The sequence below is a fragment of the Paraburkholderia sp. 35.1 genome (assembly GCF_050436525.1).
Taxonomy (GTDB): domain Bacteria; phylum Pseudomonadota; class Gammaproteobacteria; order Burkholderiales; family Burkholderiaceae; genus Paraburkholderia; species Paraburkholderia tuberum.
Map to the genome: position 1 here is coordinate 2,038,633 of NZ_JBNDMJ010000003.1, position 24,751 is coordinate 2,063,383.

Genomic DNA, 24,751 nt, shown 5'->3' on the forward strand with positions numbered 1-24,751 from the left:
CGGATTCGCCCGGGGGCCGATCAGAAACCGCCGACGCGCGGCGATGCTGCGCCACCCGCGCCCGCAGATCGCGCACAATCGCTTCCGGCGCCCGCTCCCATTCGCCGAACCGCGGCTGCCGATCCGGGGCGATCGCGTCGGCGTGCCGGCTGGCCATCCGCAGCGTGTAGCCGGCGCGCAATTGTGCGACGGCGTTTCCCGGGTCGAGCGGGGCAATAATGGCGGGCGTCGTCGAGCGGGTGCAGTTTGGCCGCGGCGGCGAAGCCACGGGCTTCATCTGCCGCGGCGCCACTGGCTCGGGCCGCGGCGGCGTAACGGGTAGACTAGGGTCATGCACCGTATAACCAACACCGGCCGCGTCAATCTCGGTCATCTGTTCTGGCTGCGCAGCCTCGCAATCATCGGTCAGCTGCTGACGATCGCGTTCGTGCAGATCTTCATCGGCGCCAATCTGCCGTTGCCCGCGATGCTGCTGGTGATCGGGCTCGAAGTGCTGTTCAACGCGCTCACGTGGTGGCGCGTGTCGCAGCAGCGTCCCGAGTCCAACCTCGAGCTGTTCGGGCAGATCTGGGTCGATCTCGGGGCGTTGTCGGCGCTGCTGTTCCTGTCCGGCGGCACCACCAACCCGTTCGTGTCGCTGTACCTGCCATCGCTTGCGATCGCGGCGGCGGTGCTGCCGTGGTATCTGATGGCCTGGCTCGCGGCGTTCGCGGTCGCCTGCTACGCGATGCTCAGTTTCGATTCCGTGCCGCTCAATCTCGAGAATCCCGCCAACCTGTTCGACTACTACCGCGCGGGCATGTGGGTCAACTTCATGGTCAGCGTGGGGCTGATTGCGTGGTTCGTCGCGCGCATGTCCCGAGCGCTGCGGCTACGTGACGCAGCGCTTGGAGAAGCGCAGCAGCGCTTGCTCCACGACGAACGGGCGGTCGCGCTCGGCGTGCAGGCGGCCACCGTGGCCCACGAAATCGGCACCCCTCTGTCTACAATCGCGATGTTGTCCGAAGAATTGCGCGACGCGGCGCGGACCGACGCGGGACTCGCCCCCTACCGCGCCGATCTCGAGCTGCTCGAGCAGCAGATGATGCTGTGCACGTCGGCGCTCGCGCGGTTGCGCAGCCGCGCAACGACCACGACGAACCGCCAGCCGGTCGACGAATGGCTCGAATCATTTGCCGGGCAATGGCGCCTGCGCCATCCTCACGTGAAGTTCGAGCGGCTTGGCACACCGCCCGCCGATGTCAGTCTCAACGACACGGCGGCCGTCAGCCAGATACTGACGATCCTGCTCGACAACGCCGCGCGCGCGAGCCGCGATCACGTGACACTGTCCTGCGTGCTCGCGCCACGCGGCGACCAGATCGTGTTCGAAGTGTGTGACCACGGTCCGGGCATTCCGGCCGCGCTGCGCGGCTCGCTCGGCGCGATGCCGGTGGAGAGCACACAGGGCGGTCACGGCGTCGGCCTGTATCTGGCGTTTTCGGCGGCGGCGCGTCTGAAGGGATCGATCGAGCTGACCGACGCCAACGGCGGACGGCCGCGCGGCACGCGTGCGGTGCTGCGACTACCGCTCGCCGCACGCAAGATTTCCGGAGCGAGCCCACATGGCGCCGCGCCATCCAACACGGAGAAACAGGCATGAGCGAGAAGAATTTTCTGGTGATCGACGACGACGAAGTGTTCTCCGGCATCCTCGCGCGCGGCTTGACGCGGCGCGGCTACACGGTGACCGAAGCACACAACGCGGACGAGGCGATCCGGCTCGCGAATCAGCAGAAGTTCAGCGAGATCACCGTGGACCTGCATCTCGGCAACGACTCCGGCCTGACGCTCGTCGCGCCGTTACGCGATCTGCAGCCCGATGCGCGCATGCTCGTGCTGACCGGCTACGCGAGCATCGCCACCGCGGTGCAGGCGGTCAAGGACGGCGCCGACAACTATCTCGCAAAGCCCGCCAACGTCGAGACGATCCTGTCGGCGCTGCAAAGCGAGGCGAGCGCGTTGCAGGCCGAGGAGGCGATCGAGCATCCGCAGCCGCTGTCGGTGGCGCGGCTCGAATGGGAGCATATCCAGCGTGTGCTCGCAGAACACAACGGCAATATCTCGGCGACCGCGCGCGCGTTGAACATGCATCGGCGCACGTTGCAGCGCAAGTTGGCGAAGCGGCCGGTGAAGCAGTAGGCGGCGATCTTCTGCCGCGGCGTTGGCTGTTCGAGGCGCCGCCGCGGGAAGGGCGGCACCAAACAAAACGGGCTGCCTATGCGAAGGCAGCCCGTTTTTCATGCATCAGCGCTTCGCGCTGTCACCGCGCATGTCAAAGCACGTAGCGCGACAGATCCTCGTCTTCGGCGATTTCGTTCAACGCGCTATCGACATACGCCGCGTCGATCTGCACTGCATGGCCCGAATGATTGCCGGCCGAGAACGACACTTCTTCGAGCAGTTTTTCAATCACCGTATAAAGACGCCGCGCGCCGATGTTCTCGGTCTTCTCGTTGACCGAGTACGCGATCTCGGCGAGACGGCGGATGCCGTCGTCGGCGAATTCGAGGTGCACGTCTTCGGTCGCGAGCAGGGCCTGGTATTGCTTGACGAGGCTCGCGTCCGTCGACACGAGGATCGATTCGAAGTCGTTGACCGACAGCGAATCGAGCTCGACGCGAATCGGGAAGCGTCCCTGCAGCTCGGGAATCAGATCGCTCGGCTTCGCGAGATGAAACGCGCCGCTCGCGATGAACAGGATGTGATCGGTCTTCACCATGCCGTACTTGGTGTTGATCGTCGTGCCTTCGACGAGCGGCAGCAGATCGCGCTGCACGCCCTGACGGGACACTTCACCGCCGCCCGCTTCGTTGCGCGACGCGATCTTGTCGATTTCGTCGAGGAACACGATGCCGTTCTGCTCGACGTTCTGCACCGCCTTGCTCTTCACCTCTTCGTCGTTCAGCATCTTGCCGGCTTCTTCGTCGGTGAGCACCTTCAGCGCTTCCTTGACCTTCATCTTGCGGCGCATCTTCTTGCCGCCGCCGATATTGGCGAACATCGAGCGGATCTGCTCGGTCATGTCTTCCATGCCCGGCGGCCCCATGATGTCCATGCCGACCTGCGGCTGCTCGACGTCGAGCTCGATTTCCTTGTCGTCGAGCTGGCCTTCGCGCAGGCGCTTGCGGAACGTTTGACGCGTCGTGCTGCCTTCATCGGCGGTGTCGGTCGAGCTCGAGCTCGAACCGAAGCCGACCGGCCGTGCGGTTGGCAGCAGGATGTCGAGGATGCGGTCTTCGGCCAGATCGCCGGCCTTGGTCCGCACTTTGCGCATTTCGGTTTCGCGGGTCTGCTTGACCGAAATTTCGATCAGGTCGCGCACGATACTGTCGACGTCGCGGCCCACGTAGCCGACTTCGGTGAATTTGGTCGCTTCGATCTTGATGAACGGCGCGTCCGCGAGCTTCGCGAGACGCCGCGCGATTTCGGTCTTGCCGACGCCGGTCGGTCCGATCATCAGGATGTTCTTCGGCGTGATTTCCTGGCGCAGCGGTTCGTCGACCTGCTGACGGCGCCAGCGGTTGCGCAGCGCGACCGCCACGGCCTTCTTCGCGCGGCCTTGGCCGATGATGTGTTTGTCGAGTTCGGAGACGATCTCGGCGGGGGTCATGGTGCTCATCGATGGGTCCTTACTCGATCGTCTCAATGACGCGGTTATGGTTCGTGTAAATGCACATGTCGCCGGCGATTTCCAGCGACTTCTCCACGATGTCGCGCGGCGACAGCTCGGTGTTGTCGGCAAGCGCCTTCGCGGCCGCCTGCGCGTACGCACCGCCCGAGCCGATCGCACAGATGCCGCCTTCGGGATCGAGCACGTCGCCGTTGCCGGTGATGACGAGCGTGGTGCTCGCGTCCGCGGCGATCAGCATCGCCTCGAGACGACGCAGCATGCGGTCGGTGCGCCAGTCTTTCGCGAGCTCCACGGCCGCGCGCGTCAGATTGCCCTGATGTTTTTCCAGCTTCGCCTCGAAGCGGTCGAGCAGCGAGAAGGCATCCGCCGTGCCGCCGGCGAAGCCGACCAGCACCTTGCCGTTGTAGATGCGCCGGACCTTCTTCGCGCCGCCTTTCATGACGATGTTGCCGAGCGTGACCTGGCCGTCGCCGCCGAGCGCCACCTTGTTGCCGCGGCGCACGGAAACGATCGTCGTGCCGTGAAATTGCTCCATATGCGTTCCTCTTTGCAAAACGGGTAGAACGCGGCAGCGCTGTGCGCTACCGCATGAATCCAGTCAGCGGACGGCGCGCCGGGCGGCGCGCTCGTGAGCGCATGTCCGATCTATTTTAGGGCGCGCGCGGTCATATCAAGATCCGCCGGAAGGCATAGGACGAAAAACTGAAAATCCGCTTAGCCTGAGAAACGAGGCGGGAAGGGACGGCGGGGCGGGACGGATGGCGGAGCATGCGCGGATGTCGCGCAAAAAGAAAAGGCGCACGATTCACCGTGCGCCTCTCGACGAAGCAGCGTTTTCAGGGCGCCAAGCCGAAGCCGCGCCGCAGATAATCAGTCGCCGAACAGCTTCTGGCGCAGTTCGCGGCGCTCCTGGGCTTCGAGCGACAGCGTAGCCGTGGGCCGCGCGAGCAGACGCGGAATGCCGATCGGCTCGCCGGTTTCCTCGCACCAGCCATAGTCGCCCGCCTCGATTCGCGCGATCGATTGCTGCACCTTCTTCAGCAGCTTGCGTTCGCGGTCGCGCGTGCGCAGTTCGAGCGCATGCTCTTCCTCGATCGTGGCGCGATCGGCCGGGTCCGGCACGATGACCGTTTCGCGCAGGTTCTCGGTCGTCTGGCCGGCGTTGCGGAGAATGTCCGCCTGCAACTGTTCGAGCCTGTTCTTGAAGAAGGCGAGCTGATCCGCATTCATGTAATCCTTGTCGCTCATCTTCAGGATTTCGGCTTCGGTCAAGAGTCGTTTCGTCGTCATCTGGCTTACTTCTTCAATGTGAGGCAAAACTCATAGGGCCCGCACTTTCGTATTGCCCGCAAACGCGTCGCGCGGACGCGCAGCGCAGGGTGGCCACGAACGTTGGACTGTCGTGACGCCGAAGCGCCTGGCGCCCACACACCGGGCGTTGCTAGCTACGCCGCTGCGGGGCCGAACTCCTCTGGAAACCGATTCACACATGCTCCTGAGGCATCGCTCGCCGACGAGCGCGTGCCTTTTCAGGCCTTGCCCGCCGGCGTTTTCGGCGTGTCTCCGGACAAGGTTTTCCGGCGCCGTTTCAGGCCCGTCGCGGGATACGCGCGACCGGGCAATTCGTTGTCATTCTCCAGTGGGCACGTATTGTAACTGAATCACAATACGGCACCGCAACTGCTGAAAGCCAGCCTGCGGCGCTGAGATATCCCGAAAATATAACGCGCAGAAAGCCAAAAAGCGATGGTCGTGCACGCTTTAATACAGCAGGGTTTTCACGCGTTTTTCATATGGCCTGGATTCGAAAGGCCTCGGCGTCGCGGCGTCGCAGTTTCAGCAGAGGATTCACGCCCGCGCAGTCGGCGGCGGGCATCTCACCGCACTAGAAGTAGCACGGCGCATGCCGCGCTGCGCGCGGCGTGTCGTGGGCTTGCTCCGAGGCTTGCTTGCGCGACGGCGCTGCGCCCGCTCAGGCGAGGCAGGCGTCGAGACCGTCGGTGATCAGATCGCGCGGCAGCTCGATGCCGATGAACACCATCTTGTTGGTCTTCTTCTCGGCCGGTTGCCATTTCGCGGCGAGGTCACTGCCCATCATTTGATGCACGCCCTGGAACACGACCTTGCGATCGACGCCCTTCATGTACAGCACGCCCTTGTAGCGCAGCAGGTGCTCGCCATAGATCTGCAGGATGCCGCCGAGGAAGTCCTCGAGCTTGTTCGGATCGAACGGACGATCGCTGCGGTACACGAACGACTTGATCTTGTCGTCGTGATGCGCATGGTGGTGATGTCCGTGATCATGGCCTTCGTGATCGCAATGGCCATGGTCGTGATCGCAATTGGCGTGCTCGTGGTCATGGTCGCCTTGCGTGTGGCCGTGCTCGTCGTGCGCGTGCGCGTGGCTATGCGCGTGTTCGTCTTCACTCAGGAAGTCCGGATCGATTTCGAGCTTCGAGTTCAGGTTGAAGCCGCGCAGATCGAAAATTTCCTTGATGTCCGCCTCGCCGAAATTGACGACCTTGATCGCCGCCTTCGGGTTCATGTGTAGCAGACGGTGGCGCAGATCGCCCATGTGCCGCTCGTCGACGAGATCGGCCTTCGTGATGAACAGCCGGTCCGCGAAACCGACCTGGCGCTGCACCACTTCGTGCTGGTCGAGCTGATGGTTCGCGTGCTTCGCGTCGACCAGCGTGATGATCGCGTCGAGCAGGAATTCGCTCGCGATCTGGTCGTCCATGAAGAAGGTTTGCGCGACCGGGCCCGGATTCGCGAGGCCGGTGGTTTCGATCACGACGCGGTCGAAGTCCACTTCGCCCGCCTGCTTCTTCGCGGCCAGATCGTTGAGCACGCGCGACAGGTCGCCGCGAATCGTGCAGCAGATGCAGCCGTTGCTCATCTGGATGATCTGCTCGCTCGTGTCCTGCACGAGGATCTCGTTGTCGATGTTCTCTTCGCCGAACTCGTTCTCGATGACGGCGATCTTCATGCCGTGCTTTTCGTTCAGGATGCGCTTGAGCAGGGTGGTTTTGCCGCTGCCGAGAAAGCCGGTCAGGATGGTGACTGGAATCATGTGGGTCGCCTGTAAGTCGTGAAACGGTGCGTGATCGGACGCTAGCGCAAGGCTAGCCAGATGCGTTAGGCGGGCCGCCGCAGCCAGATGGCGCGAGCCCCGTCCAGCCGGTCATTGAAACATATTTGCCTGGCGGGCGCAGGGGCGGCCGCGCTGCGGCCGGCTGATGGCCGCCCTGCGCGGAGGCGGGCCGCCGCCGCCACGCGCAATCACCGGGAAAATGAGGGCGATCAGGCGATTTGCAACAGCAGCCCCTTCAGATACTCGCCTTCGGGGAACGCAGTGAGCAGCGGATGATCGACGCCCGCGCCAAGGCGCTTCAGGATGCGTGCGTCGACGCGTGCGTCGGCGGCCGCGCCCGACACGATCTTCTGGAACAGATCGGGATCGATCGCGCCCGAGCACGAGTACGTGAACAGCAAACCGCCCGGGCGCAGCAGCTTCAGGCCGGTCAGATTGATGTCCTTGTACGCGCGCGAGGCGCGGTCCACGTGCTCGCGCGATGGCGCGAATTTCGGCGGATCGAGCACGATCAGGTCGAAGCGTTCGCCTTCGTCGTAGAGGCGCCGCAATGTCTTGAACGCGTCGGCGTCGAGCCAGGTCGCGCGGTCGGCGTCGAAGCCGTTGGCCGCGACGTTCTGCTGCGCGAGCGCGAGCGCTTCACCCGACGAATCGACCGACACCACGCGCTTTGCGCCACCCCTGAGCGCCGCGAGCGAAAAGCCGCCGGTGTAGCAGAAGCAGTTCAGCACGTCGCGATCTTTCGCGAACTGCTGCACGAGCAGGCGGTTATCGCGCTGGTCGACATAGAAGCCGGTCTTGTGGCCGTTGCGCACGTCGACGTGATAGCGCACGCCGTTTTCGCTCGCGATCAGCTTCTCGGAAGGCGGCTCGCCCGCGAGCACGCCGGTGATCTGCTCGAGCCCTTCCTTCTGACGGATCGACACGTCCGAGCGCTCGTAGACGTTCGGGCAGCCGGTTGCGCCGACCAGCGCCGCGACGATCGCGTCCTTCCACGCTTCGACGCCGGCCGCCATGAACTGACAGACGATCTGGCTGCGCTGATCCGCGTCCTCGGCGACGTAGTAATCGACGATCAGGCCCGGCAGACCGTCCGCCTCGCCGAAGATCAGCCGCACGGCGCCGGTGTCGCGCACCATCGCCTGACGATGCGCGAACGCGCGCTGCACGCGGCGCTTGAAGAACGCGTGATCGATGGGCTCGGCTTCGTCGAAGCTCCAGACGCGCGCACGGATCTGCGAGTGCGGGCTGTAGGCGGCGCGGGCGAGAAAGCGGCCATCGTGCGCGCGCACGAGCACGGTCGCGCCGGGCGCGGGGCGGCCGTCGACGTGCTCGATCGCATTGGCATAAACCCACGGATGGCGGCGCAGCAGCGATTTTTCTTTCGACGGTTTGAGCGTAACGGTATTCATCAGGTGTAGGTAAGGTGCAAGCGAAGGCGGCGCGTCGTGGCGCGCGGCGTCAGTCGCGTGATCAGTTGCGTTTCTTTGCGCGAGGATGCGCGCTGTCGTAGACGTGGGCGAGGTGCTGGAAATCGAGGCCCGTATAAACCTGCGTCGCGGTGATGCTCGCGTGGCCGAGCAGTTCCTGCACGGCGCGCAGGTCGCCGCTCGACTGCAGCACGTGCGTCGCGAACGAATGGCGCAGCACGTGCGGATGCACGTTGGCCGGAATGCCGGCGGCGAGCGCCGCGCGCTTCACGCGCTCCCGCACGACGTTCGGCGACAGCCGGTTGCCGCGCGCCGACAGGAACAGCGGATGCGGATCGTGGCGGACCATCGGTTCGCGCACCGCGAGCCATGCGTTCAGCGCCGCGACCGCCTTGCTGCCCACCGGCACGACGCGGCGCCGATTGCCTTTGCCGAGCACTTCGACTTCGCCGGAATCGAGTGTCAGCCAGCCGGCCGAGCGATAGCCGTCGACGTCGGCGAAACGCACGTCGAGGCCGACCAGTTCGGCGAGGCGCAGGCCCGACGAGTAGAACAGCTCGAGCATCGCGTGATCGCGCAGGCCTTCGGGCGAGTCGGCGGGCGGGCTGTCCATCAGGCGCGCGGTGTCGTCGACGGAAAGCGCCTTCGGCAGCATTTTCGCCTGCTTCGGCGCGCGCACCGCGGCGACCGGATTGGCCGGCAACTCGACGTGGCCCGCGAGCCAGCGATAAAACGCCCGCCATGCCGACAGCCGATGGCCGATCGACCGCGCGGTGAGACCGCCCGCATGCGCGCGCGCGACGGCGCCGCGGATGTCGACGGCGGTGAGGCTTTCGAGCGCTCGGCCTTTGGCGAGCTGCTTCAGTTCCGCGAGCTCATGCGTGTAGCCGCGCAGGGTGTGCGCCGACAGCCGCCGCTCGTGCTCGAGATGCGACAGGTAGGCGGCGATCGGGTTGGCGGCGGTCACGGTACGCGGTGACGTTGCGTGGCGCGGCTCAGCGCGGCAGCAGCCGGCTCAGCGCGGCGCTCGCGAGCGCGCCGATCTGCGTGAGGAAATCGGTGGCCATGCCTTCGTGGAAGCGCCGCGGGTCGGATGAGCCCATCACGAGCAGGCCGAACGTCGGCGCGTCTTCGACACCTTCGGGGTCGCGCAGCGCGAGCAGCGCGATCGATTCGGTGCTCTGCGCCGTCCCGTTCGAGGCGACGCCGAGCTCGTCGGTCGCGCTCGTTGTCGCGCTTGCCGCCGGGTTGGTCGTCCCGTGGGACGCGACCGCAGCTTGCGCGAGCCATTGCGCGGCCTCGAAGCCGGTGTTTGCGCCGCAGTACGGCGTGCTCAGGCTGCCCGCGAAAATCCGCACTTCCTCGCTGACGTGGCGCGCGAAGTCCGCTTGCGCATACGGCTCGGCGACGTCCCACACGCGCAGAGCCGCTTGCGGCACGTCGAAGATGTCGCGCAGACCGCCGGCGATCGTGCGCGGCAGCGCGTAGGGATCGCGCTCGGCCATCACGCGGATGGTCCAGCGGTTGAATTTCGACGCGATGCTGTCGTTCTCGTGACCGTAGCGCAGCAGTTCGGCAAGACGCCGCTCCAGATGCTTGTTCTTGTCGCGCAGCATCTCCATCTGCCGCTCCTGCAGCGACACCGCGGCTTTGCCGTGCGGGTTCGCGAGCCGGATCGTCGCGAGCGTTTCCGCGTGTTCGACGAAGAATTCGGGATTGGCGAGCAGGTATTCGGCGACTTCGCGATCGTTCATGGTTTCGGCTAGAGGACTACGGGACGGCCGCCTCACGGCGGCGCGTCGGTCAATGAGTTAGACGGAGGGCGCCATGTCGGCCGGGCTGGACGGATTGTGCTGCGTCGAGTCCGACGAGGCGCTCGACGCCTCTTCGGCCAACTCGATCTCCCCTTCGAAGACGGTGGCCGCGGGGCCGGCCATCAGCAGCGGCGCGCCTGGGTGCGCGCTGTCCCACGTGATGGTCAGATCGCCGCCGTGCGTATGTACGAGCACCGTTGAATCCAGCAGCCCGCGCCGGATGCCAGCCGCGACCGCCGCGCACGCGCCGGTGCCGCACGCGAGCGTTTCGCCCGCGCCGCGTTCGTAGACGCGCAGCCTGATCTCGTTGCGGTTGACGATTTGCATGAAGCCCGCGTTGACCCGCTGCGGGAAGCGCGTGTGCCGCTCGATGGCCGGACCTTCGGCGAGCACCGGGAACACCTCGGCATCGTCGACGACCTGCACGGCGTGCGGATTGCCCATCGACACCACCGACATCCAGCGCGTCGCGCCGTTCACGTCGAGCGGCCAGAGCGTATCCTCGCCTTCGCGGCGGCCTTGCAGACCCTTGGTCGCGAACGGCACGAGTTCGGGATCGAACACGGGCGTGCCCATGTCGACGATCACTTCGCCGTTGTCCTGCATCGTCAGCGTGATCGTGCCTTTCTGGACCTGCACGCGCACGCTGCGCTGGTCGGTGAGACCGCGCTCGCGCACGAACTTGACGAAGCAGCGCGCGCCGTTGCCGCAGTGTTCGACCTCGCCGCCGTCGCAATTGAAGATGCGATATCTGAAATCGACGCCTTCGACGGTCGGCTTTTCGACCAGCAGCAACTGGTCGGCGCCGACGCCGAAATGGCGGTTCGCCAACGCGCGCACCTGCGCCGTGGTTAGATCAACCGGCTGGGTATAGCCGTCGAGTACGACGAAGTCGTTGCCCGCGCCGTGCATTTTGGTGAATTTGAGCTTCACGTTTTCCGTGTATCCGTTGCTGCGTAGGGCTTCGCGCGTGCGGGCGGAGCCGAAAATCCCGGCCTCACCGCCGTTGGGTGAATCACCCATTGGAGCCGTGCTCGGCCAATAGCAGATGATACACGTTGGCACATCGGAAACGGTACGGCATGCAAGGAGCCCAGCCCCACCTTCAATACACCCCCGGCACCCCCGGCGGGCGTGTCTTGAACCGCTTGTGCACCCAGTAATACTGCTCGGGCATCAGCGGAATCTGCTCTTCGAGAAACTCGTTCATGCGTCGCGCATCAGCGTCATCGTCGCCGGTCGGATAGTCGTCCCAAGGTTTGAAGACCTTGAGCCGGTAGCCCTTGTAGTTCGGCAGCACCTCGCCGATGAACGGTACGACCTGCGCGTGCCCGACCTTGGCGAGACGACCGACTGCGGTCAGCGTGCAGGTCGGCACGCCGAAGAACGGCACGAACGTCGAATTGCGCGCGCCGTAGTCCATGTCCGCGCCGAGCATCACCGGTTTGCGTTCGCGCAGCCAGCGCAGCACGACGCGCGCGCTGTCCGCGCGGCTCGCCATGTCCGCGCCGAAACGCGCGCGCGCTGCTTTGGCGGCTTCCTCGAACTCCTGATTCGACATCGGCTGATAGAGCGAGCCGCACTGGCGCTTCAGCGAGTAGTTCAGAAAGATCGAACCGGCCTCGATGCCGACAAAATGAAAGCCGAGAAACAATGTGGGCGGCAGGTTCGGATCCGTCAGGTCGATCGCGCTGTCGAGCTGGATCAGCTTGTCGAGCTTCTTCGCCGAGCCGAACCACTGCACGCTGCGCTCGACATAGCTGCGGATCGCATGACGGAAGTGCTTTTGCGCGACGTCCTCGCGGCGCTCGTCGCTCCAGTCGGGGAAGCACAGCTTGAGATTGGTATGAACGATGCGCTTGCGAGGGCTCGGGATCTGGTAGAGCAGCCAGCCGAGCCCGTCACCGAGACGGGCGACGAATCCGTAAGGCAACAGCGCAAAGAGTTTGAGGAGCCCGATCGCGAGCTTCGCGCCGTAGCGGCTCAGCATGCAGCCTCCAGGCGCGCGGCGCCGCAGGGGGCGAAATTGTGGAAAGCGGAAAAATTGACGTGATACCGCACTCGTTTCGGCTCTGTGACATTCAAAGGAAGTCGCTATAATAAAGGCTTCGCCGAGTTAATAGACAACTTGCGGGGCGAAGCTGGCGGGTGCGGTCCATGGGTTTTCATGGGTTATGCGTCCATCGGTCAGGTAATCCGCTAAAGCGTCGCCGCTTCAGACTCCCGAAGTCGGCTACGTGGAACGCAACCGTAACCACTAACAGGAGTCTGCAACGTGGCAAACGACTATCTCTTCACTTCCGAATCCGTTTCCGAAGGCCATCCCGACAAAGTCGCGGACCAGATCTCGGACGCGATCCTCGACGCCATCCTCGCTCAAGACAAGTACTCGCGTGTCGCGGCCGAAACGCTGTGCAACACGGGTCTCGTCGTGCTGGCCGGTGAAATCACCACCACCGCGAACGTCGACTACATCCAGATCGCGCGCAACACGATCAAGCGCATCGGCTACGACAACACCGACTACGGCATCGACTACCGCGGCTGCGCGGTGCTCGTCGCCTACGACAAGCAGTCGCCGGACATCGCCCAAGGCGTGGACCGCGCGCACGACAACAACCTCGATCAAGGCGCGGGCGACCAGGGCCTGATGTTCGGTTACGCGTGCGAGGAAACGCCGGAACTGATGCCGCTGCCGATCCACCTGTCGCACCGCCTCGTCGAGCGTCAGGCGAATCTGCGCCGCGACGGCCGTCTGCCCTGGCTGCGTCCGGATGCCAAGTCGCAGGTCACCGTGCGCTACGTCGACGGCAAGCCGCATTCGATCGACACCGTCGTACTGTCCACCCAGCATTCGCCGGACATCGCGCTCGACACGCTTCGCGAAGCGGTGATCGAGGAAGTGATCAAGCCGACGCTGCCGGCCGAACTGATCAAGGGTGACATCAAGTTCCTCGTGAACCCGACCGGTCGTTTCGTGATCGGTGGTCCGCAGGGCGATTGCGGTCTGACGGGCCGCAAGATCATCGTCGATACGTACGGCGGCGCGGCGCCGCACGGCGGCGGCGCATTCTCGGGCAAGGATCCGTCGAAGGTGGACCGCTCGGCAGCGTACGCCGGCCGTTACGTCGCCAAGAACATCGTGGCCGCGGGCCTCGCATCGCGCTGCCTGATCCAGGTGTCGTACGCGATCGGCGTCGCCCAGCCGACCTCGGTGATGGTCAACACGTTCGGCAGCGGCCGCGTGTCGGATGCGACGATCACGGAGCTCGTGCGTCAGCATTTCGACCTGCGTCCGAAGGGCATCATCCAGATGCTCGACCTGCTGCGCCCAGTCTACGAGAAGAGCGCGGCGTATGGTCATTTCGGCCGCGAAGAGCCGGAATTCACGTGGGAAGCCACCGACAAGGCGCTCGCACTCGCCGAAGCGGCAGGCACTGAGCCGGTCGCGGCGCTTGCCGAATAAGGGCGAGCCGATCGCCGTGACTGGCGCTGTCCGACCCGCTGTGGTGGCGAGCCGGATGACTTGGGGGTGAAAGTCCTCTGCACACCCGGCAAGGGGAAGTGCTAGCTGAACGGCAAGGGTGTCCGTCGTAAGGCGGAATCTGAAGGAAGCCGCAGGCAAAATGCTGGCCTGACGAACAGGAAGCGGATATCAGGCGGTGTGGCGGGGTGAGCAGTCCAAGATCTGTAAAGCCCAATACTTGCACGGAACGCCACGACGTAGATCCGACAGGCATAAGCAGGAAGGTCGCGCGCATTACCCTGGGAGCCCCGTCAGTCTGCCTTGTGCTACTGGCATCGCAAGGTGCCGGGATGGGCTGGCGGGAGTCAGCAGAGGCCATAGTAGCGGCTCGGAACCGGAGCAGTGAAGGGCCGAACCTGACGAGAGTGGATAGTCACGCGTGCTCTCTGAGCGTTTGGGCACAAGTCTCGGCACAGCCGGGAGCCTGCGATCAAACTTGACGGCCGGAAGCCTGAGAGAGGTTGGGGTGTCCATTGAACGACAGGCGACACGACGAACGAAACGAAGCTCGCTGGAGCAATCCAGTCGTCAGGAAACGCCGGATACGTGATCCGTACGTCCGGTGTTGTGGGAGGACGGCGGGGGCAACCCCGCCTCCTACCCGATTCTATCGATGGCGTAGCGATGCTGCCGCGCGAAGCACGTCGTCGAGGCGGCGCGCTCGAAGTCTTGCGGTGCTCTCGAAGTCAGCCCAGCGGTGAACGGCCAGCCGGTCGGCAGATCAGCGGTCTAGCCACTCAACGCGCAACTGCAACTCACCGGCCCAGCAATCTCACCGGCTCGCAAACGCAAACGCGAACGCGAACCACCCGCCGCTGCTCGTCGACAGGCGACGCGGTCGGCGGCTCGCAGGCGTGTGCACCGCCGGCGCGCGTTTCGCGACCGCGAGGCGCAACGGTGTCGGTTTGCGCAGCAGCGTGCGCAGCGACAGACGGCGCGTGCCGCTCTGCTGGCGTAGCGCCGAGAAGAACGTATGGAACCAGGTGCGAAAGCCGTCGACGGCCTTCGCGTCGCGCCACTGCTCGCCGAGCGCGCGGGTGCGCGCGGCATGATGGCGCAGCGCCCGCAACATATGGCGGCGCGCGGGACGCGCCGCTTTCAGCGCGGCGCGGGTAAGACGGGTGCTCAAAAGAGTATGCATGGCTTCACATTTAGGCAATGAACCGCACGTCGGCGCGTGCACCGGATGTGCACGGACAAACAGCACCATATGTGCCAATGACGGGGTTGCGATGAACGGCCTGAAAGCGGGAAATTCGGTGCGGGTCGTGGCGCGGGAGATTGCGACGCGAAACACGGCGCACAGCGCAGCGAAGGTACAACGCGGAGAAACCGACGGCACGGGCCCTGGCGGCCTGCGCACAAAAGAAAACTGCGTAAGCGACGATCGACATGCGAGCAGGCTACACGGGAATCGTGACGTCAGAAAGTCGGTTAATACCCTGCGCGAACCAGATTTCTCCCTGGATCGAATCGTCGCGGATGCCAGTCTGCTGTCACCCCTTACGGGCGATTTGCGTGCGCGTTTGCCCAACGAATGTGCGATGCGGGCGCGCCGCGCGCCTGAAACCGGTGCATTGGCGCGCCGCGAAAAGCGAAGGCGACCGGCGCAAAAGATCAGCAGGACGCAGGAGCCTCTCGCGGTGAACCAACGCATCCCGATCGCGCCCGTTTTACAATCGAACATCAGTCAGTCGACGGTAACGGAACGCCATGTCACTCCATTCGAAGAAAGAGCAGATTCAAACGTTGCGGGAGCAGGGTTTTGTCGTCGTGCCAGGACTCGTGTCGCCCGAGCGTTGCGACGAGCTGAAGCGGATCGCGCAGCGGCAGCTGCAGGAAGCGGCGGCGCCGATCGAATTCGAAGCGGATTTGCAGTATCCGGGCGCGCCGTCATCGAAGGATGCTCCAGGCGGACATACGGTGCGGCGCCTGCTCGACGCGTACGGTCGTCACCCCGCGTTCGCGCAATGGGCGACCGCACCCGAAATCCGTGGCTGGATGGAGCTGTATTTTGGCGAGGAGCCGCGTCTGTCGCGCGCGCATCACAACTGCATGATGACCAAGCACCCCGCGTACGGCAGCCTGACCGGCTGGCATCGCGACGTGCGCTACTGGTCGTTCGAGCGCGACGATCTGATGTCGGTGTGGCTCGCGGTCGGCCCGGAAACAGTCGATAACGGCGCGCTGTGGTTCGTGCCGCAATCGCACGGCGCCGCGTTCACATCGGACCGTTTCGACGAAGCGAAGTTTTTCCGCACGGATCTCGCCGAGAACGACGCCGCGATCCGCACGGCGGTGTCGCCCGAGCTGAAGACTGGCGACGTGGTGTTCTTTCACTGCAACACGCTGCACTCGGCCGGCAAGAATCTGAGCGACCAGGTGAAGTTCTCGCTGGTGTTCACCTATCACGGCGCAAGCAATGTGCCCCTGCCCGGCACGCGCTCGGCCGCGAAGCCCGAAATCGCGTTCTAGATTATTGTGGTCGCGGGCCTCGCGCCGACGCTCAGCGCTTGCGCCCCGACATCGCGATTCCCGTCAGCCCGGCGAGCGTCGCCACCACGCCCGCGACGATCAGCACGATCGCCTTGTTGCTCGGCGAGCCGGTAAAGAAGCGCGACACGTCGCTGCTCACCGAATTGAACGCCTGCCCGCCGAAATACAGCAGCACGATACCGCCGACAATCAGCGCGATCGAAATCGCTTTCGTCATCTGCACCTCCCATCAACCTGAACCGGCCAGAGTGTAGGTGAGGCGTGCGTGCTCGTCCATCCCGCATACTGGCTGCGCTGCAAGCGCCGCGTCGATTGGCTAACATAGCGGTCCGGCCGCACCGCGGCGACACCACAACAACAAATCTCCCCAGCAGCACGCCTCCCGCAACGCGCGAATCCTCACGCCCGCCATCCTCGGGCGATCTCATCGACAAGGACACTAGCAATGGCTTACGAAGCAGCTTCAGAACGCTATTCGGACATGCAATACCGCGTCTGCGGCAAGTCGGGTCTCAAACTGCCGGCGCTGTCGCTCGGCCTGTGGCACAACTTCGGCGACACCACGCCGATCTCGACGCAGCGTGACATCCTGCGCACGGCCTTCGACCTCGGCATCACGCACTTCGATCTGGCGAACAACTACGGCCCGCCGTACGGCAGCGCGGAAACCAACTTCGGCCGTCTGTTCAAGGACGATTTCAAACCGTATCGCGACGAGTTGCTGATTTCGTCGAAGGCCGGTTGGGATATGTGGCCCGGTCCGTACGGCCAGGGCGGCGGCTCGCGCAAATACGTGCTCGCGAGTCTCGATCAGAGCCTGAAGCGCATGGGCCTCGATTACGTCGACATCTTCTATTCGCATCGCTTCGACGCGCATACGCCGCTCGAGGAAACCGCGGGCGCGCTCGCGAGCGCGGTGCAGCAGGGCAAGGCGCTGTATATCGGCATCTCGTCGTACTCGTCGGCGAAGACGCGCGAAATGGCGAAGCTGCTCGCCGAATACAAGGTGCCGCTGCTGATCCATCAGCCGTCGTACAACATGCTGAACCGCTGGATCGAACACGACCTGCTCGATACGCTCGATGAAGTCGGCGCGGGCACGATCGCGTTCACGCCGCTCGCGCAGGGATTGTTGACCGGCAAGTACCTGAACGGCGTGCCGGAAGATGCGCGCGTCAACAAGCCGGGCGGCGGTTCGCTCAAAGACGAGCATCTGAGCCCGCGGAACATCGAGCACGTGCGGAAGCTCAACGACATCGCGCAGCGCCGTGGTCAGAGCCTCGCGCAGATGGCGCTCGCGTGGGCGTTGCGCGATCCACGCGTGAGCTCGGTGCTGATCGGCGCGAGCCGCGCGGAGCAGGTGCGCGAGAACGTCGGCGCGCTGAAGAAGCTCGCATTCTCGGCCGACGAACTCGCCGAAATCGATCGCTATGCGACCGAAGGCGGGATCAATCTGTGGGAAAAGCCGTCGACGGATCAGGCGATCTGATCGCGTGAGGAGCCGTCCGCGCAACAGGCGGACGGACGCAAGGGCAAAACGAAGCCGCACGCTCAGCGTGCGGCTTTTCTGCAGGTATTTCGCCGCGCCGCTACACGAGCGCCGGCAGACCCTCGACCAGCGCCACCGCGCACATCACACCGATCAGCGCGCCCAGCACACGCAGCCCGTTGTGTCGCAACTCGGTCTTGCAGGGCAGCGCGCCGACGAATAGCGCGCCCGCCAATGCCATCGGAATGACCAGGATGAAATCGCCGATCGTAAAGTAGGTCATCTTCGTCTCCTCCCATGCGGGATGGTTGCTATGTCGTTCCAGCAGAGGCCGCGGCTTCGAAATCATGCCGCGCCATTGCACGAATCGAGTATAGGAGACCGATCGAGCGGCGCGACGGCGCAAGCCGGCGCGTCGGCGCTTATTCGTAAGCTGCTGAACCCAGGCGCGGCGCGGCCCGCGGCGATTGGCGCGGCGCAACAAAACGCGGCGGAAAATATCAAACGTTCGCTTACGCAAGCCTTTCGTTTTGCCGCCGATCCATGCGGGTTGGATGATTGCGGCCGGCTCGCGGTGCCTGCACCGCGCAACGCGACCGATGCGCCGGGCTATTCGCGCCCGCGCAGGCGGCTCGCCGCGATCAAGCCGATCACGAGCAGCGCACCGACTAGCCCGACGACGCCGTTCCAGCCATGACCGGCCCACACATGGCCGCCATACGAACCGACCAGGCTCGAGCCGATGTAGTACGCGAGCAGATACAGCGCAGCGGCCTGGCCTTTCGCGTCTTTCGCCAGACGCCCGACCCAGCCGCTCGCGACCGAATGCCCGGCAAAGAACCCGAACGTCACGCAGGCGATACCGGTCGCGATCGCCGCGAGCGGATGCAGCATCGTCAGCGCGAGGCCGAGCACCATCAGCAGCAGGCTCCCGATCAGCACGCGCGCGCGGCCGAACGAGTCGGCCATGCGCCCGGACCATGGCGACGCGACCACGCCAACCAGATAGACGATGAAAATCGCGCCGATCTCCGTCTGATTCAACCGATACGGCGGCGCGAGCAGCCGGTAGCCGATGTAGTTGTACAGCGTGACGAAGCTGCCCATCAGCACGAAGCCGAGCAGGAACAGCAGCGGCAGACCCGGTCGCGTGAACTGGCGCAACAGCAGCGTGCGGTGATGCGCGAAGCCGAGCCCGCGGCGCGGCACGAAATGGCGCGACGGTGGCAACAGCGCGCGGAACGCGAGCATCGACAGCAGGCCGAGCACGCCGATCGTGCCGATCGCGATGCGCCACGAAAACAGATCCGCGACCACGCCGGTGATGACCCGCCCGGCCATGCCGCCGATCGCCGTGCCGCCGACGTACAGGCCCATCGCGAGGCCGAGGCCGTCGGGATGCACTTCCTCGGCGAGATAAGCCATCGCGACGGCCGGCACGCCGCCGAGCGCGAGCCCTTCGAGCGTACGCAGCACGAGCAGCTGGTGCCAGTGCGGCGCGACCGATACGCCAATCGTCAGCACCGACGACACCGTCAGCGACAGCGTCATCAGCTTGTGCCGGCTCCAACCCTCGGAGACGAAACCGGCGACGAAAATCGCGAGCGCGAGCGCGGCAGTGGATAGTGACAACGACAGACTGCTTTGCGCCGGCGTCACGTTGAACGCTTCGGAGAACGACGGCAGCAGCGGCTGCACGCAGTAGAGCAGTGAGAACGTCGCGTAGCCGGCGAACAGCAGCGCGAGGCTGGCACGCCAGTACGCGCGCGAGCCGCGTTCGAGATAAGGGATGTCCGACACGGTGGTGGTGCTTGCGCAAGCAGCTGAAGCTGCGCCGCGGGAGGGAACGGCAGATGCGGTCCGCTGGGATGGCGGCGGCAGGGTCACAACAAAACTCCTTGGGTCACACGGAAACGCGCAAAAGTGTTAAGGATACGCTGAAAACGCGTTTCAAGCCGGCGTCGCGGGCAACGTGGCGTGCCAATGGTGACCCGCAGCGCTCCATCCGCAGCACGTCGCGCGCCTGTCTCCCGGCGCTAGCCGTGCGCCCCGGCTTCACTGCCCGGCGCCGGCGCCCGCGTCGCCCCCGAAGTCGCCGTCGACGGATGCACGAGCGCGTCGTCGCCCGGCACTCGGATGATGATCAGGGTTCAGCGCGATCAGGATGTCCGAGTCGGATGTGCCGATCGTGCCCGTGTTGCTGTACGAAAGGGTTGACGCCCGACACCGGCAGACCGATGTTGTCGATGATCGAATGCAGTTCGCCGGCCGGAATCAGCTGACGGATGCGCGCATCGACACGATCGGTCAGCACCGCGGTTTCCTCGACGCGCATGCCGGTTTTCGCGCGCATGTGCAGCGCGATCGTGCCGGCATCGACGGCGGGGAAAAAGTCGCGGCCGATAAACGGCAGCAACAGCAGCGACGCGCAACAGCACGCGAGAAACAGCGTGACGAACAGTCCCGGTCGCGCGACTCGCGCTTCGAGAAATACGCGGTAGCGCTCGCGCAAACGCGAGAAACCGCGCTCGAACGCGTAGTGCATGCGCATCAACGGATTGCGCGTTTGCACCGGTGCGTGATGTAAATCCGCGGGCTTGTGGTGATAGCGCAGCAGATACTTCGCGAGCGTCGGCACGAGCGTACGCGAGAAGAAGTACGACGCGAGCATCGCGAACACCACCGCTTCGGCAAGCGGAATGAACAGATAGTGCGCGACACCGGTGAGCAGAAACATCGGCACGAACACGATACAGATCGACAGCGTCGACACCAGCGTCGGAATCGCGATCTGATGCGCGCCGTCGAGAATCGCCTGTTCTAGCGTCTTGCCCTGTTCGAGCTGATGGCTGATGTTTTCGATCGCGACGGTCGCATCGTCGACGCGAATCCCGACCGCGAGCGCGAGGCCGCCGAGCGTCATGATGTTGATCGTCTGACCGAGAGAGGACAACGCGATGATCATCGATGATCAGCGTCGTGCGCCAGTTGCCGAGGAACAGCAGAATCATCAGGCCCGTCAGGCACGCGGCGATCAGCGCTTCACGCAATACGCCCTGCACGGATGCACGCACGAACAGCGATTGGTCGGCGACGGGGTCGATATTCAGCGACGGCGGCACCAGATTGCGCAGCGTCGGCATCATCGTCTTGATGCGGTCGACGATATCGAGCGTGGACATTCCGTGTGTTCGATATCGTTGACCGCCACCGACAAGCCGCGCTCGTAGTTCAGCGCGATGCGCCGCTCCATTTCGTCGGCGGGCAGGCCGTTATACGACCCGATGACCGAGAGCACCGGAATATCGATGTTCGGAAAGATGTCGGTGGGCGTGCGCAGAATGGTCAACGGTCCGACGATCAGCAACAGCAGCGCCAGCACGACGAACGTATAGGGGCGCCGTAGCGCGAGACGAACGATCCACATGACTAGCGCAGACGGATGAAATGAGCGGCGAGCGCGCCGCGCGGATCGGAAACGAGGCGCGCACCTCGGCGCGAAGGCAGGTGCGAAGCCGCGCGGCGCCCGCATCTGGCAGATCGTTCCGGCCGTGCACGTTTTTGATGTCTCCCCCCGCAGGGTTTATGATGGTCTGCATTACGACGTCTGACGCCGAGATAATCGGCCGTGCGCAGCGTAATGGGAATAGGGCGAAACGACGGGTGAAAGCCTTCTATTCGCCTTCCCAAAGCCCCGCAAAGCGGGAACAATGACTCGAACCTCTTACGCGCCATGCGCGCGACAGATTAAGTGCGCACGCAACGTCAAATGCGAAGCGGCGTTTTTATCATCACCTCGACCGGCGTGAAATCATAAAGCCGGCTAAGGGAAGCGGGGAATTATCATGGAAGTCGGTTCCATTGTCCGATCGGTACATATCGCCGTGCCGCAAGGCGCGCGCGGAATCGTCATGCGCATTCTTGGCGACATGGCGATGGTGGCGTGGTACGCCGGCGAGCCCGGCGCCTCGCAGCAACTCAATACCGAACCCTTTTTCCTGGAAGATCTGATCGATACCGGCGACCTGATACGTCCGGCCGGCGCGCAGACGCATTGAACGAGAGGCTTACCGGTTGCTCATTGCCGTTGTGTGACCCGCAGGTGCGGGCTGTAGTGATGCTGTAAGGTCAGATCGGCTCGCCAGCATCGCCGTGGGCCGATGCGCGCGTCGATTCACGGCGCGTCCCAAATCAGCCCGTATTTCTAGCGATGCCACGCACGCATTGTGAGTCGTCGCCCTCGTCTTTACCCGCGGCGCGGCGCACAATGCGGGGCATGAACGACACCATTCCCGACAATTCCTATCCCGAGGCCGGCGCCGATGGCGCCGTGCCATTCGCGCGGCTCACGCCGGAAACCGTGCTCGACGCGATCGACGGCGTGCTCGCAACGACCGGCGTGCGTACCGACGGCCGTCTGCTGCCGCTCAACAGCTATGAAAATCGCGTGTATCAGGTCGGCGTCGAAGACGGTCCGCCCGTGGTCGCGAAGTTCTATCGTCCCGAGCGCTGGAGCGACGCGGGGATTCTCGAAGAGCACGCGTTCGTCGCCGAACTCGCCGCGCGCGAGATCCCGGCCGTGCCCGCGCGCGTGCTCGATGGCCGCACGCTGCACAGCTTCGACGGCTTCCGCTTCTCGGTCTTCGAGCGACGCGGCGGTCGCGCGCCGGATCTCGACCGGCGCGACACGCTGGAATGGCTGGGGCGTTTCATCGGACGCATTCATGCGATCGGGCAGACCCAGGACTACGTAGAACGTCCCACGCTAAACATCGGCACGTTCGGCTACGAGCCGCGCGACTTCCTGCTCGCGCACCGTTTCGTGCCCGACGATCTGCGCACCGCGTGGGAAACCGTCGTGAATCTCGCGCTCGAAGGCGTCGCGCGTGCGTTCGAGCGGGCTGGCGAGATTCGCAGGCTGCGTCTGCACGGCGACTGTCATCCGAGCAACGTGCTGTGGACCGACGCGGGCCCGCATTTCGTCGATTTCGACGACAGCCGCATGGGGCCCGCCATTCAGGATCTGTGGCTACTGCTGCCGGGCGAGCGTGCGGAGGCGTCGCGCGCGCTGGCCGATCTGCTCGCCGGTTACGAGGATTTCTGCGAATTCGATCCGCGCGAGCTGTATCTGATTGAAGCGCTGCGCACGTTGCGGCTGATTCACTATCAGGCATGGCTCGCGCGCCGCTGGAACGATCCGGCGTTTCCGGCCGCGTTTCCGTGGTTCAACACGCAGCGCTACTGGGAAGATCGCATCCTCGAGATGCGCGAGCAGATCGGCGCGATGCAGGAAGGGCCGTTGTGGCCGGTTTGACGTGTTGACGGTCAAGGCGCCTGCGACGCCACATTCGACGACTCCACCAACGTCGATCTGACGATCACCTCCGCGCGCACATCCCGCCCAATCGCTTCGATCGCGGGACGCATGCGCGTGAAATCGTCGGGCGTGCAGACGTCGCTGTCGAAATGGGTGGCGCCGTCGCGCGTCATCGTGACCACGTTGCTGCGCGGGTCGAACGCGTACTGCGACGTGAAATCGACGAAGCGGTCCTGCGTGCGTTGCGCCTCCGGCATGTCGAGCACGCGGAAATTGGCCGGCAGTTCGATGCGCGCGCGTTCGTGGATCGCGAGGTTGTGGCACACGAACGGCTGCGTGCGCTTGCGTTCGCCGAGCCAGTAGCGCGTGTCGGCTTCGACGCCGCCGCCGAGGCTCGTCAAGGCCGGAATCGAGGCCGTCATGCCGGTCACCACGAGACTCTCGAGCGTGCCTTTCATCGTCAGCGTGAGCGGGCCGTCGGCCGCGCTGAGGTCGCTCGTCGTCAGCGTCGCGGTGCCGCGCAGATTCGCGTTGCGTAACTCGGCCTGAATCGATTCCTCGCGTTGCGCGGGCGATTGCGTGCGCAGCCGCGCGCGGGCCTGCTCGGCGTACGGCCCGGCATCCTGCAGCCGATACGTGAAGCTCGCCGAGCCATCCGGTTCGATCTTGATCGCGAGATCGGTGCTGCGCGACATCTGCGCGGTGGCCGGCGTTTGCGCGAGCACGCCGTCGCCGATCAGCACGGTAGGACGGTCCATGTCGGACGAAGGCAGAAAACCGAATTCGACGTTCGACGCGGTCGAATCCGCGTACATCTGCAAATCGGGCAGCCACGTGATCGCATGATTGATGACGCCGTAGCCCGGGACGCTCGGCAGCGTGTAGATCGTGCCGCTGCTGATCAACGCCGGCTCGTTGCGCACGCCGAGCGCGTCGAGCAGCGCGCCGTAGAGCGCGACGTGGTCCTTGCAGTCGCCATAGCGGTTCGCGAGAATCGCGCTCGCGCTGTGCGGCACGACGGCGCCACGTCCGACGTAGATCGCGACATAGCGGATATTGCGGCGAACCCAGTCGTACAGCGTTTTGGCTTTGTCGTGTGGGGTGTGATCGTGTGCGGTCAGCTGCTGCGCGAGCTGGGTGATCGCGACGTCGTGCGCGCCCGGGTCGGCCGCGGAACTGCGATAGGAGGCGGCGAACGCGGCATAGCTTGGGAAGGTCGACACCATCAGCCGATCACCGTACGACACGTACGCGACCGAGCCGCGTTCGAGCCGGTCGAAGTGTGCCTTGTCATAGCGGAATTCGTAACGCGTGCGGCCGTCGCGCGTGACCGGTGTCACTGCGCTGAAGCCGCGCGCGTCCGCATACAGCGGCTTGTCGGCGGGCAGGTCGTAGATCAGGCGGAAGTTGCGGGTCGGCGCGAGATCGGGTGGCGTGAAGTCGCTGAATTCGCCCGGCACTATCGGCTGACGCTGCGTCTTGCGGTACGTCAGATGCACGCGCGCGCCGGGTTCGACCGCGGGGAACACGATCACCTTTTCCTGGATGTCCTGGAACATCGGCGCGTCGAACGAGCGGACTTCCTGCACGTCGCGGATCTGCTCGGGCGCAACGTCGTGACGCTTGCCGTCGGCGGTGACCGTGTAGGCCTCGAGGATCTGCACGTCGGCCATGTTGCGGTTGAACCAGACGTATTGCTGAGCGACCCGCTCGACGCCGGCTTCGTTGTTCACGCGCAGCGTCATCGAATCGAGCTTCGCATACGAGCCGTCAGCGTTGACGGTGAAGGTCTGCGTCTCGCCTTCGTTGGTGTAGGGATCGTCCAGGTTGAGCGGCGCGCTCGCGCTCGCGGCGTGAACGCCGGCCAGCCAGCCGGCGGAGGCAAGGACCACGAGGCAGAGTCGCATGACGG

At 64.7% G+C, this 24,751-nt stretch carries 21 protein-coding genes and 1 pseudogene; 7 read left to right on the top strand and 15 right to left on the bottom strand.

The annotated features are described in order from the left end of the window. Window positions 1–331: 331 nt before the first annotated feature. The gene (locus tag OKW27_RS29570; RefSeq protein ID WP_429335582.1) at window positions 332–1,642 is read left to right on the top strand and encodes an ATP-binding protein; all 1,311 of its coding nucleotides are present in this window, start codon (window positions 332–334) and stop codon (window positions 1,640–1,642) included. Beyond that, window positions 1,639–2,181, top strand: a complete 543-nt coding sequence (locus tag OKW27_RS29575; RefSeq protein WP_184025882.1) for a response regulator transcription factor — start codon at window positions 1,639–1,641, stop codon at window positions 2,179–2,181. The genes OKW27_RS29570 and OKW27_RS29575 overlap by 4 nt, the downstream gene beginning before the upstream one ends. Before the next feature lie 133 nt (window positions 2,182–2,314). On the opposite strand, the gene hslU is transcribed toward OKW27_RS29575, so the two are convergent. From hslU to OKW27_RS29620, 9 genes are all read right to left on the bottom strand, one after another. Then, complete coding sequence (hslU, locus tag OKW27_RS29580; RefSeq protein WP_090802203.1) at window positions 2,315–3,661, bottom strand: ATP-dependent protease ATPase subunit HslU; 1,347 nt, start codon at window positions 3,659–3,661, stop codon at window positions 2,315–2,317. 10 nt (window positions 3,662–3,671) lie between these two features. After that, window positions 3,672–4,208, bottom strand: coding sequence for an ATP-dependent protease subunit HslV (gene hslV, locus OKW27_RS29585; protein ID WP_027199403.1), 537 nt, complete (start codon window positions 4,206–4,208; stop codon window positions 3,672–3,674). 335 nt (window positions 4,209–4,543) lie between these two features. Further along, window positions 4,544–4,963: an RNA polymerase-binding protein DksA gene (dksA, locus tag OKW27_RS29590; protein WP_090802202.1), complete on the bottom strand. Its 420-nt coding sequence runs from the start codon at window positions 4,961–4,963 to the stop codon at window positions 4,544–4,546. Window positions 4,964–5,645: 682 nt separating this feature from the next. Beyond that, on the bottom strand, window positions 5,646–6,746 hold the full coding sequence (locus tag OKW27_RS29595; protein WP_429335583.1) for a CobW family GTP-binding protein: 1,101 nt from the start codon (window positions 6,744–6,746) through the stop codon (window positions 5,646–5,648). 230 nt (window positions 6,747–6,976) lie between these two features. After that, a complete protein-coding gene (locus tag OKW27_RS29600; protein ID WP_429335584.1) occupies window positions 6,977–8,179 on the bottom strand; it encodes a class I SAM-dependent rRNA methyltransferase in 1,203 nt (400 codons plus the stop codon). A gap of 61 nt (window positions 8,180–8,240) precedes the next feature. Next, entirely contained in the window at window positions 8,241–9,164 is a 924-nt protein-coding gene (gene xerC / locus OKW27_RS29605; RefSeq protein ID WP_429335585.1) for a tyrosine recombinase XerC, read from the bottom strand. 28 nt (window positions 9,165–9,192) lie between these two features. Further along, a complete protein-coding gene (locus OKW27_RS29610; protein WP_187612090.1) occupies window positions 9,193–9,951 on the bottom strand; it encodes a DUF484 family protein in 759 nt (252 codons plus the stop codon). A gap of 57 nt (window positions 9,952–10,008) precedes the next feature. Further along, window positions 10,009–10,944 carry a diaminopimelate epimerase gene (gene dapF / locus OKW27_RS29615; RefSeq protein WP_429336605.1) on the bottom strand — a complete coding sequence of 312 codons (936 nt, stop codon included), beginning with the start codon at window positions 10,942–10,944 and terminating at the stop codon, window positions 10,009–10,011. A 172-nt stretch (window positions 10,945–11,116) separates the two neighbouring features. Then, window positions 11,117–12,001, bottom strand: a complete 885-nt coding sequence (locus OKW27_RS29620) for a lipid A biosynthesis lauroyl acyltransferase (protein ID WP_429335586.1) — start codon at window positions 11,999–12,001, stop codon at window positions 11,117–11,119. A 285-nt stretch (window positions 12,002–12,286) separates the two neighbouring features. Here OKW27_RS29620 and metK point away from each other — a divergent pair, with 285 nt between their 5' ends. After that, complete coding sequence (metK, locus tag OKW27_RS29625) at window positions 12,287–13,477, top strand: methionine adenosyltransferase (protein ID WP_090802193.1); 1,191 nt, start codon at window positions 12,287–12,289, stop codon at window positions 13,475–13,477. An 832-nt stretch (window positions 13,478–14,309) separates the two neighbouring features. Here metK and OKW27_RS29630 read toward each other — a convergent pair. Continuing rightward, on the bottom strand, window positions 14,310–14,678 hold the full coding sequence (locus tag OKW27_RS29630) for a hypothetical protein (protein WP_429335587.1): 369 nt from the start codon (window positions 14,676–14,678) through the stop codon (window positions 14,310–14,312). A gap of 572 nt (window positions 14,679–15,250) precedes the next feature. On the opposite strand from OKW27_RS29630, the gene OKW27_RS29635 reads away from it, so the two are divergent. Next, window positions 15,251–16,012 carry a phytanoyl-CoA dioxygenase family protein gene (locus OKW27_RS29635; RefSeq protein ID WP_090802623.1) on the top strand — a complete coding sequence of 254 codons (762 nt, stop codon included), beginning with the start codon at window positions 15,251–15,253 and terminating at the stop codon, window positions 16,010–16,012. Window positions 16,013–16,043: 31 nt separating this feature from the next. Here OKW27_RS29635 and OKW27_RS29640 read toward each other — a convergent pair whose 3' ends face one another. Beyond that, on the bottom strand, window positions 16,044–16,250 hold the full coding sequence (locus tag OKW27_RS29640) for a DUF3185 family protein (RefSeq protein ID WP_018419114.1): 207 nt from the start codon (window positions 16,248–16,250) through the stop codon (window positions 16,044–16,046). A gap of 228 nt (window positions 16,251–16,478) precedes the next feature. Here OKW27_RS29640 and mgrA point away from each other — a divergent pair, with 228 nt between their 5' ends. Then, a complete protein-coding gene (gene mgrA / locus OKW27_RS29645) occupies window positions 16,479–17,522 on the top strand; it encodes an L-glyceraldehyde 3-phosphate reductase (RefSeq protein WP_090802624.1) in 1,044 nt (347 codons plus the stop codon). 100 nt (window positions 17,523–17,622) lie between these two features. Here the strand turns inward: mgrA and OKW27_RS29650 are convergent, their stop codons facing one another. The 3 genes and pseudogenes from OKW27_RS29650 to OKW27_RS29660 form a co-directional block, all read right to left on the bottom strand. After that, window positions 17,623–17,805 (bottom strand): hypothetical protein, encoded by a 183-nt coding sequence (locus tag OKW27_RS29650; RefSeq protein ID WP_090805541.1) that lies wholly within the window; start codon window positions 17,803–17,805, stop codon window positions 17,623–17,625. Between the two features lie 326 nt (window positions 17,806–18,131). Further along, window positions 18,132–19,322, bottom strand: coding sequence for an MFS transporter (locus OKW27_RS29655; RefSeq protein ID WP_244145078.1), 1,191 nt, complete (start codon window positions 19,320–19,322; stop codon window positions 18,132–18,134). Between the two features lie 282 nt (window positions 19,323–19,604). After that, a pseudogene (locus OKW27_RS29660) lies at window positions 19,605–20,949 on the bottom strand (efflux RND transporter permease subunit); the annotation flags it as partial. Window positions 20,950–21,367: 418 nt separating this feature from the next. Here OKW27_RS29660 and OKW27_RS29665 point away from each other — a divergent pair. Together OKW27_RS29665 and OKW27_RS29670 are read left to right on the top strand one after the other, a co-directional pair. Beyond that, complete coding sequence (locus OKW27_RS29665; RefSeq protein ID WP_018419122.1) at window positions 21,368–21,580, top strand: hypothetical protein; 213 nt, start codon at window positions 21,368–21,370, stop codon at window positions 21,578–21,580. A 209-nt stretch (window positions 21,581–21,789) separates the two neighbouring features. Further along, window positions 21,790–22,836 carry a serine/threonine protein kinase gene (locus tag OKW27_RS29670; protein WP_429335588.1) on the top strand — a complete coding sequence of 349 codons (1,047 nt, stop codon included), beginning with the start codon at window positions 21,790–21,792 and terminating at the stop codon, window positions 22,834–22,836. Between the two features lie 11 nt (window positions 22,837–22,847). On the opposite strand, the gene OKW27_RS29675 is transcribed toward OKW27_RS29670, so the two are convergent. After that, window positions 22,848–24,746, bottom strand: coding sequence for a DUF3857 domain-containing transglutaminase family protein (locus OKW27_RS29675; RefSeq protein ID WP_429335589.1), 1,899 nt, complete (start codon window positions 24,744–24,746; stop codon window positions 22,848–22,850). Window positions 24,747–24,751 lie beyond the last annotated feature (5 nt).

Coding starts and splice junctions, on each gene's coding strand:
- OKW27_RS29570 (WP_429335582.1), top strand. CDS start 332: ATGCACCGTATAACCAACACCGGCCGCGTCAATCTCGGTCATCTGTTC.
- OKW27_RS29575 (WP_184025882.1), top strand. CDS start 1,639: ATGAGCGAGAAGAATTTTCTGGTGATCGACGACGACGAAGTGTTCTCC.
- hslU (WP_090802203.1), bottom strand. CDS start 3,661: ATGAGCACCATGACCCCCGCCGAGATCGTCTCCGAACTCGACAAACAC.
- hslV (WP_027199403.1), bottom strand. CDS start 4,208: ATGGAGCAATTTCACGGCACGACGATCGTTTCCGTGCGCCGCGGCAAC.
- dksA (WP_090802202.1), bottom strand. CDS start 4,963: ATGACGACGAAACGACTCTTGACCGAAGCCGAAATCCTGAAGATGAGC.
- OKW27_RS29595 (WP_429335583.1), bottom strand. CDS start 6,746: ATGATTCCAGTCACCATCCTGACCGGCTTTCTCGGCAGCGGCAAAACC.
- OKW27_RS29600 (WP_429335584.1), bottom strand. CDS start 8,179: ATGAATACCGTTACGCTCAAACCGTCGAAAGAAAAATCGCTGCTGCGC.
- OKW27_RS29610 (WP_187612090.1), bottom strand. CDS start 9,951: ATGAACGATCGCGAAGTCGCCGAATACCTGCTCGCCAATCCCGAATTC.
- OKW27_RS29620 (WP_429335586.1), bottom strand. CDS start 12,001: ATGCTGAGCCGCTACGGCGCGAAGCTCGCGATCGGGCTCCTCAAACTC.
- OKW27_RS29630 (WP_429335587.1), bottom strand. CDS start 14,678: ATGCATACTCTTTTGAGCACCCGTCTTACCCGCGCCGCGCTGAAAGCG.
- OKW27_RS29635 (WP_090802623.1), top strand. CDS start 15,251: ATGTCACTCCATTCGAAGAAAGAGCAGATTCAAACGTTGCGGGAGCAG.
- OKW27_RS29640 (WP_018419114.1), bottom strand. CDS start 16,250: ATGACGAAAGCGATTTCGATCGCGCTGATTGTCGGCGGTATCGTGCTG.
- mgrA (WP_090802624.1), top strand. CDS start 16,479: ATGGCTTACGAAGCAGCTTCAGAACGCTATTCGGACATGCAATACCGC.
- OKW27_RS29650 (WP_090805541.1), bottom strand. CDS start 17,805: ATGACCTACTTTACGATCGGCGATTTCATCCTGGTCATTCCGATGGCA.
- OKW27_RS29665 (WP_018419122.1), top strand. CDS start 21,368: ATGGAAGTCGGTTCCATTGTCCGATCGGTACATATCGCCGTGCCGCAA.
- OKW27_RS29670 (WP_429335588.1), top strand. CDS start 21,790: ATGCGGGGCATGAACGACACCATTCCCGACAATTCCTATCCCGAGGCC.
- OKW27_RS29675 (WP_429335589.1), bottom strand. CDS start 24,746: ATGCGACTCTGCCTCGTGGTCCTTGCCTCCGCCGGCTGGCTGGCCGGC.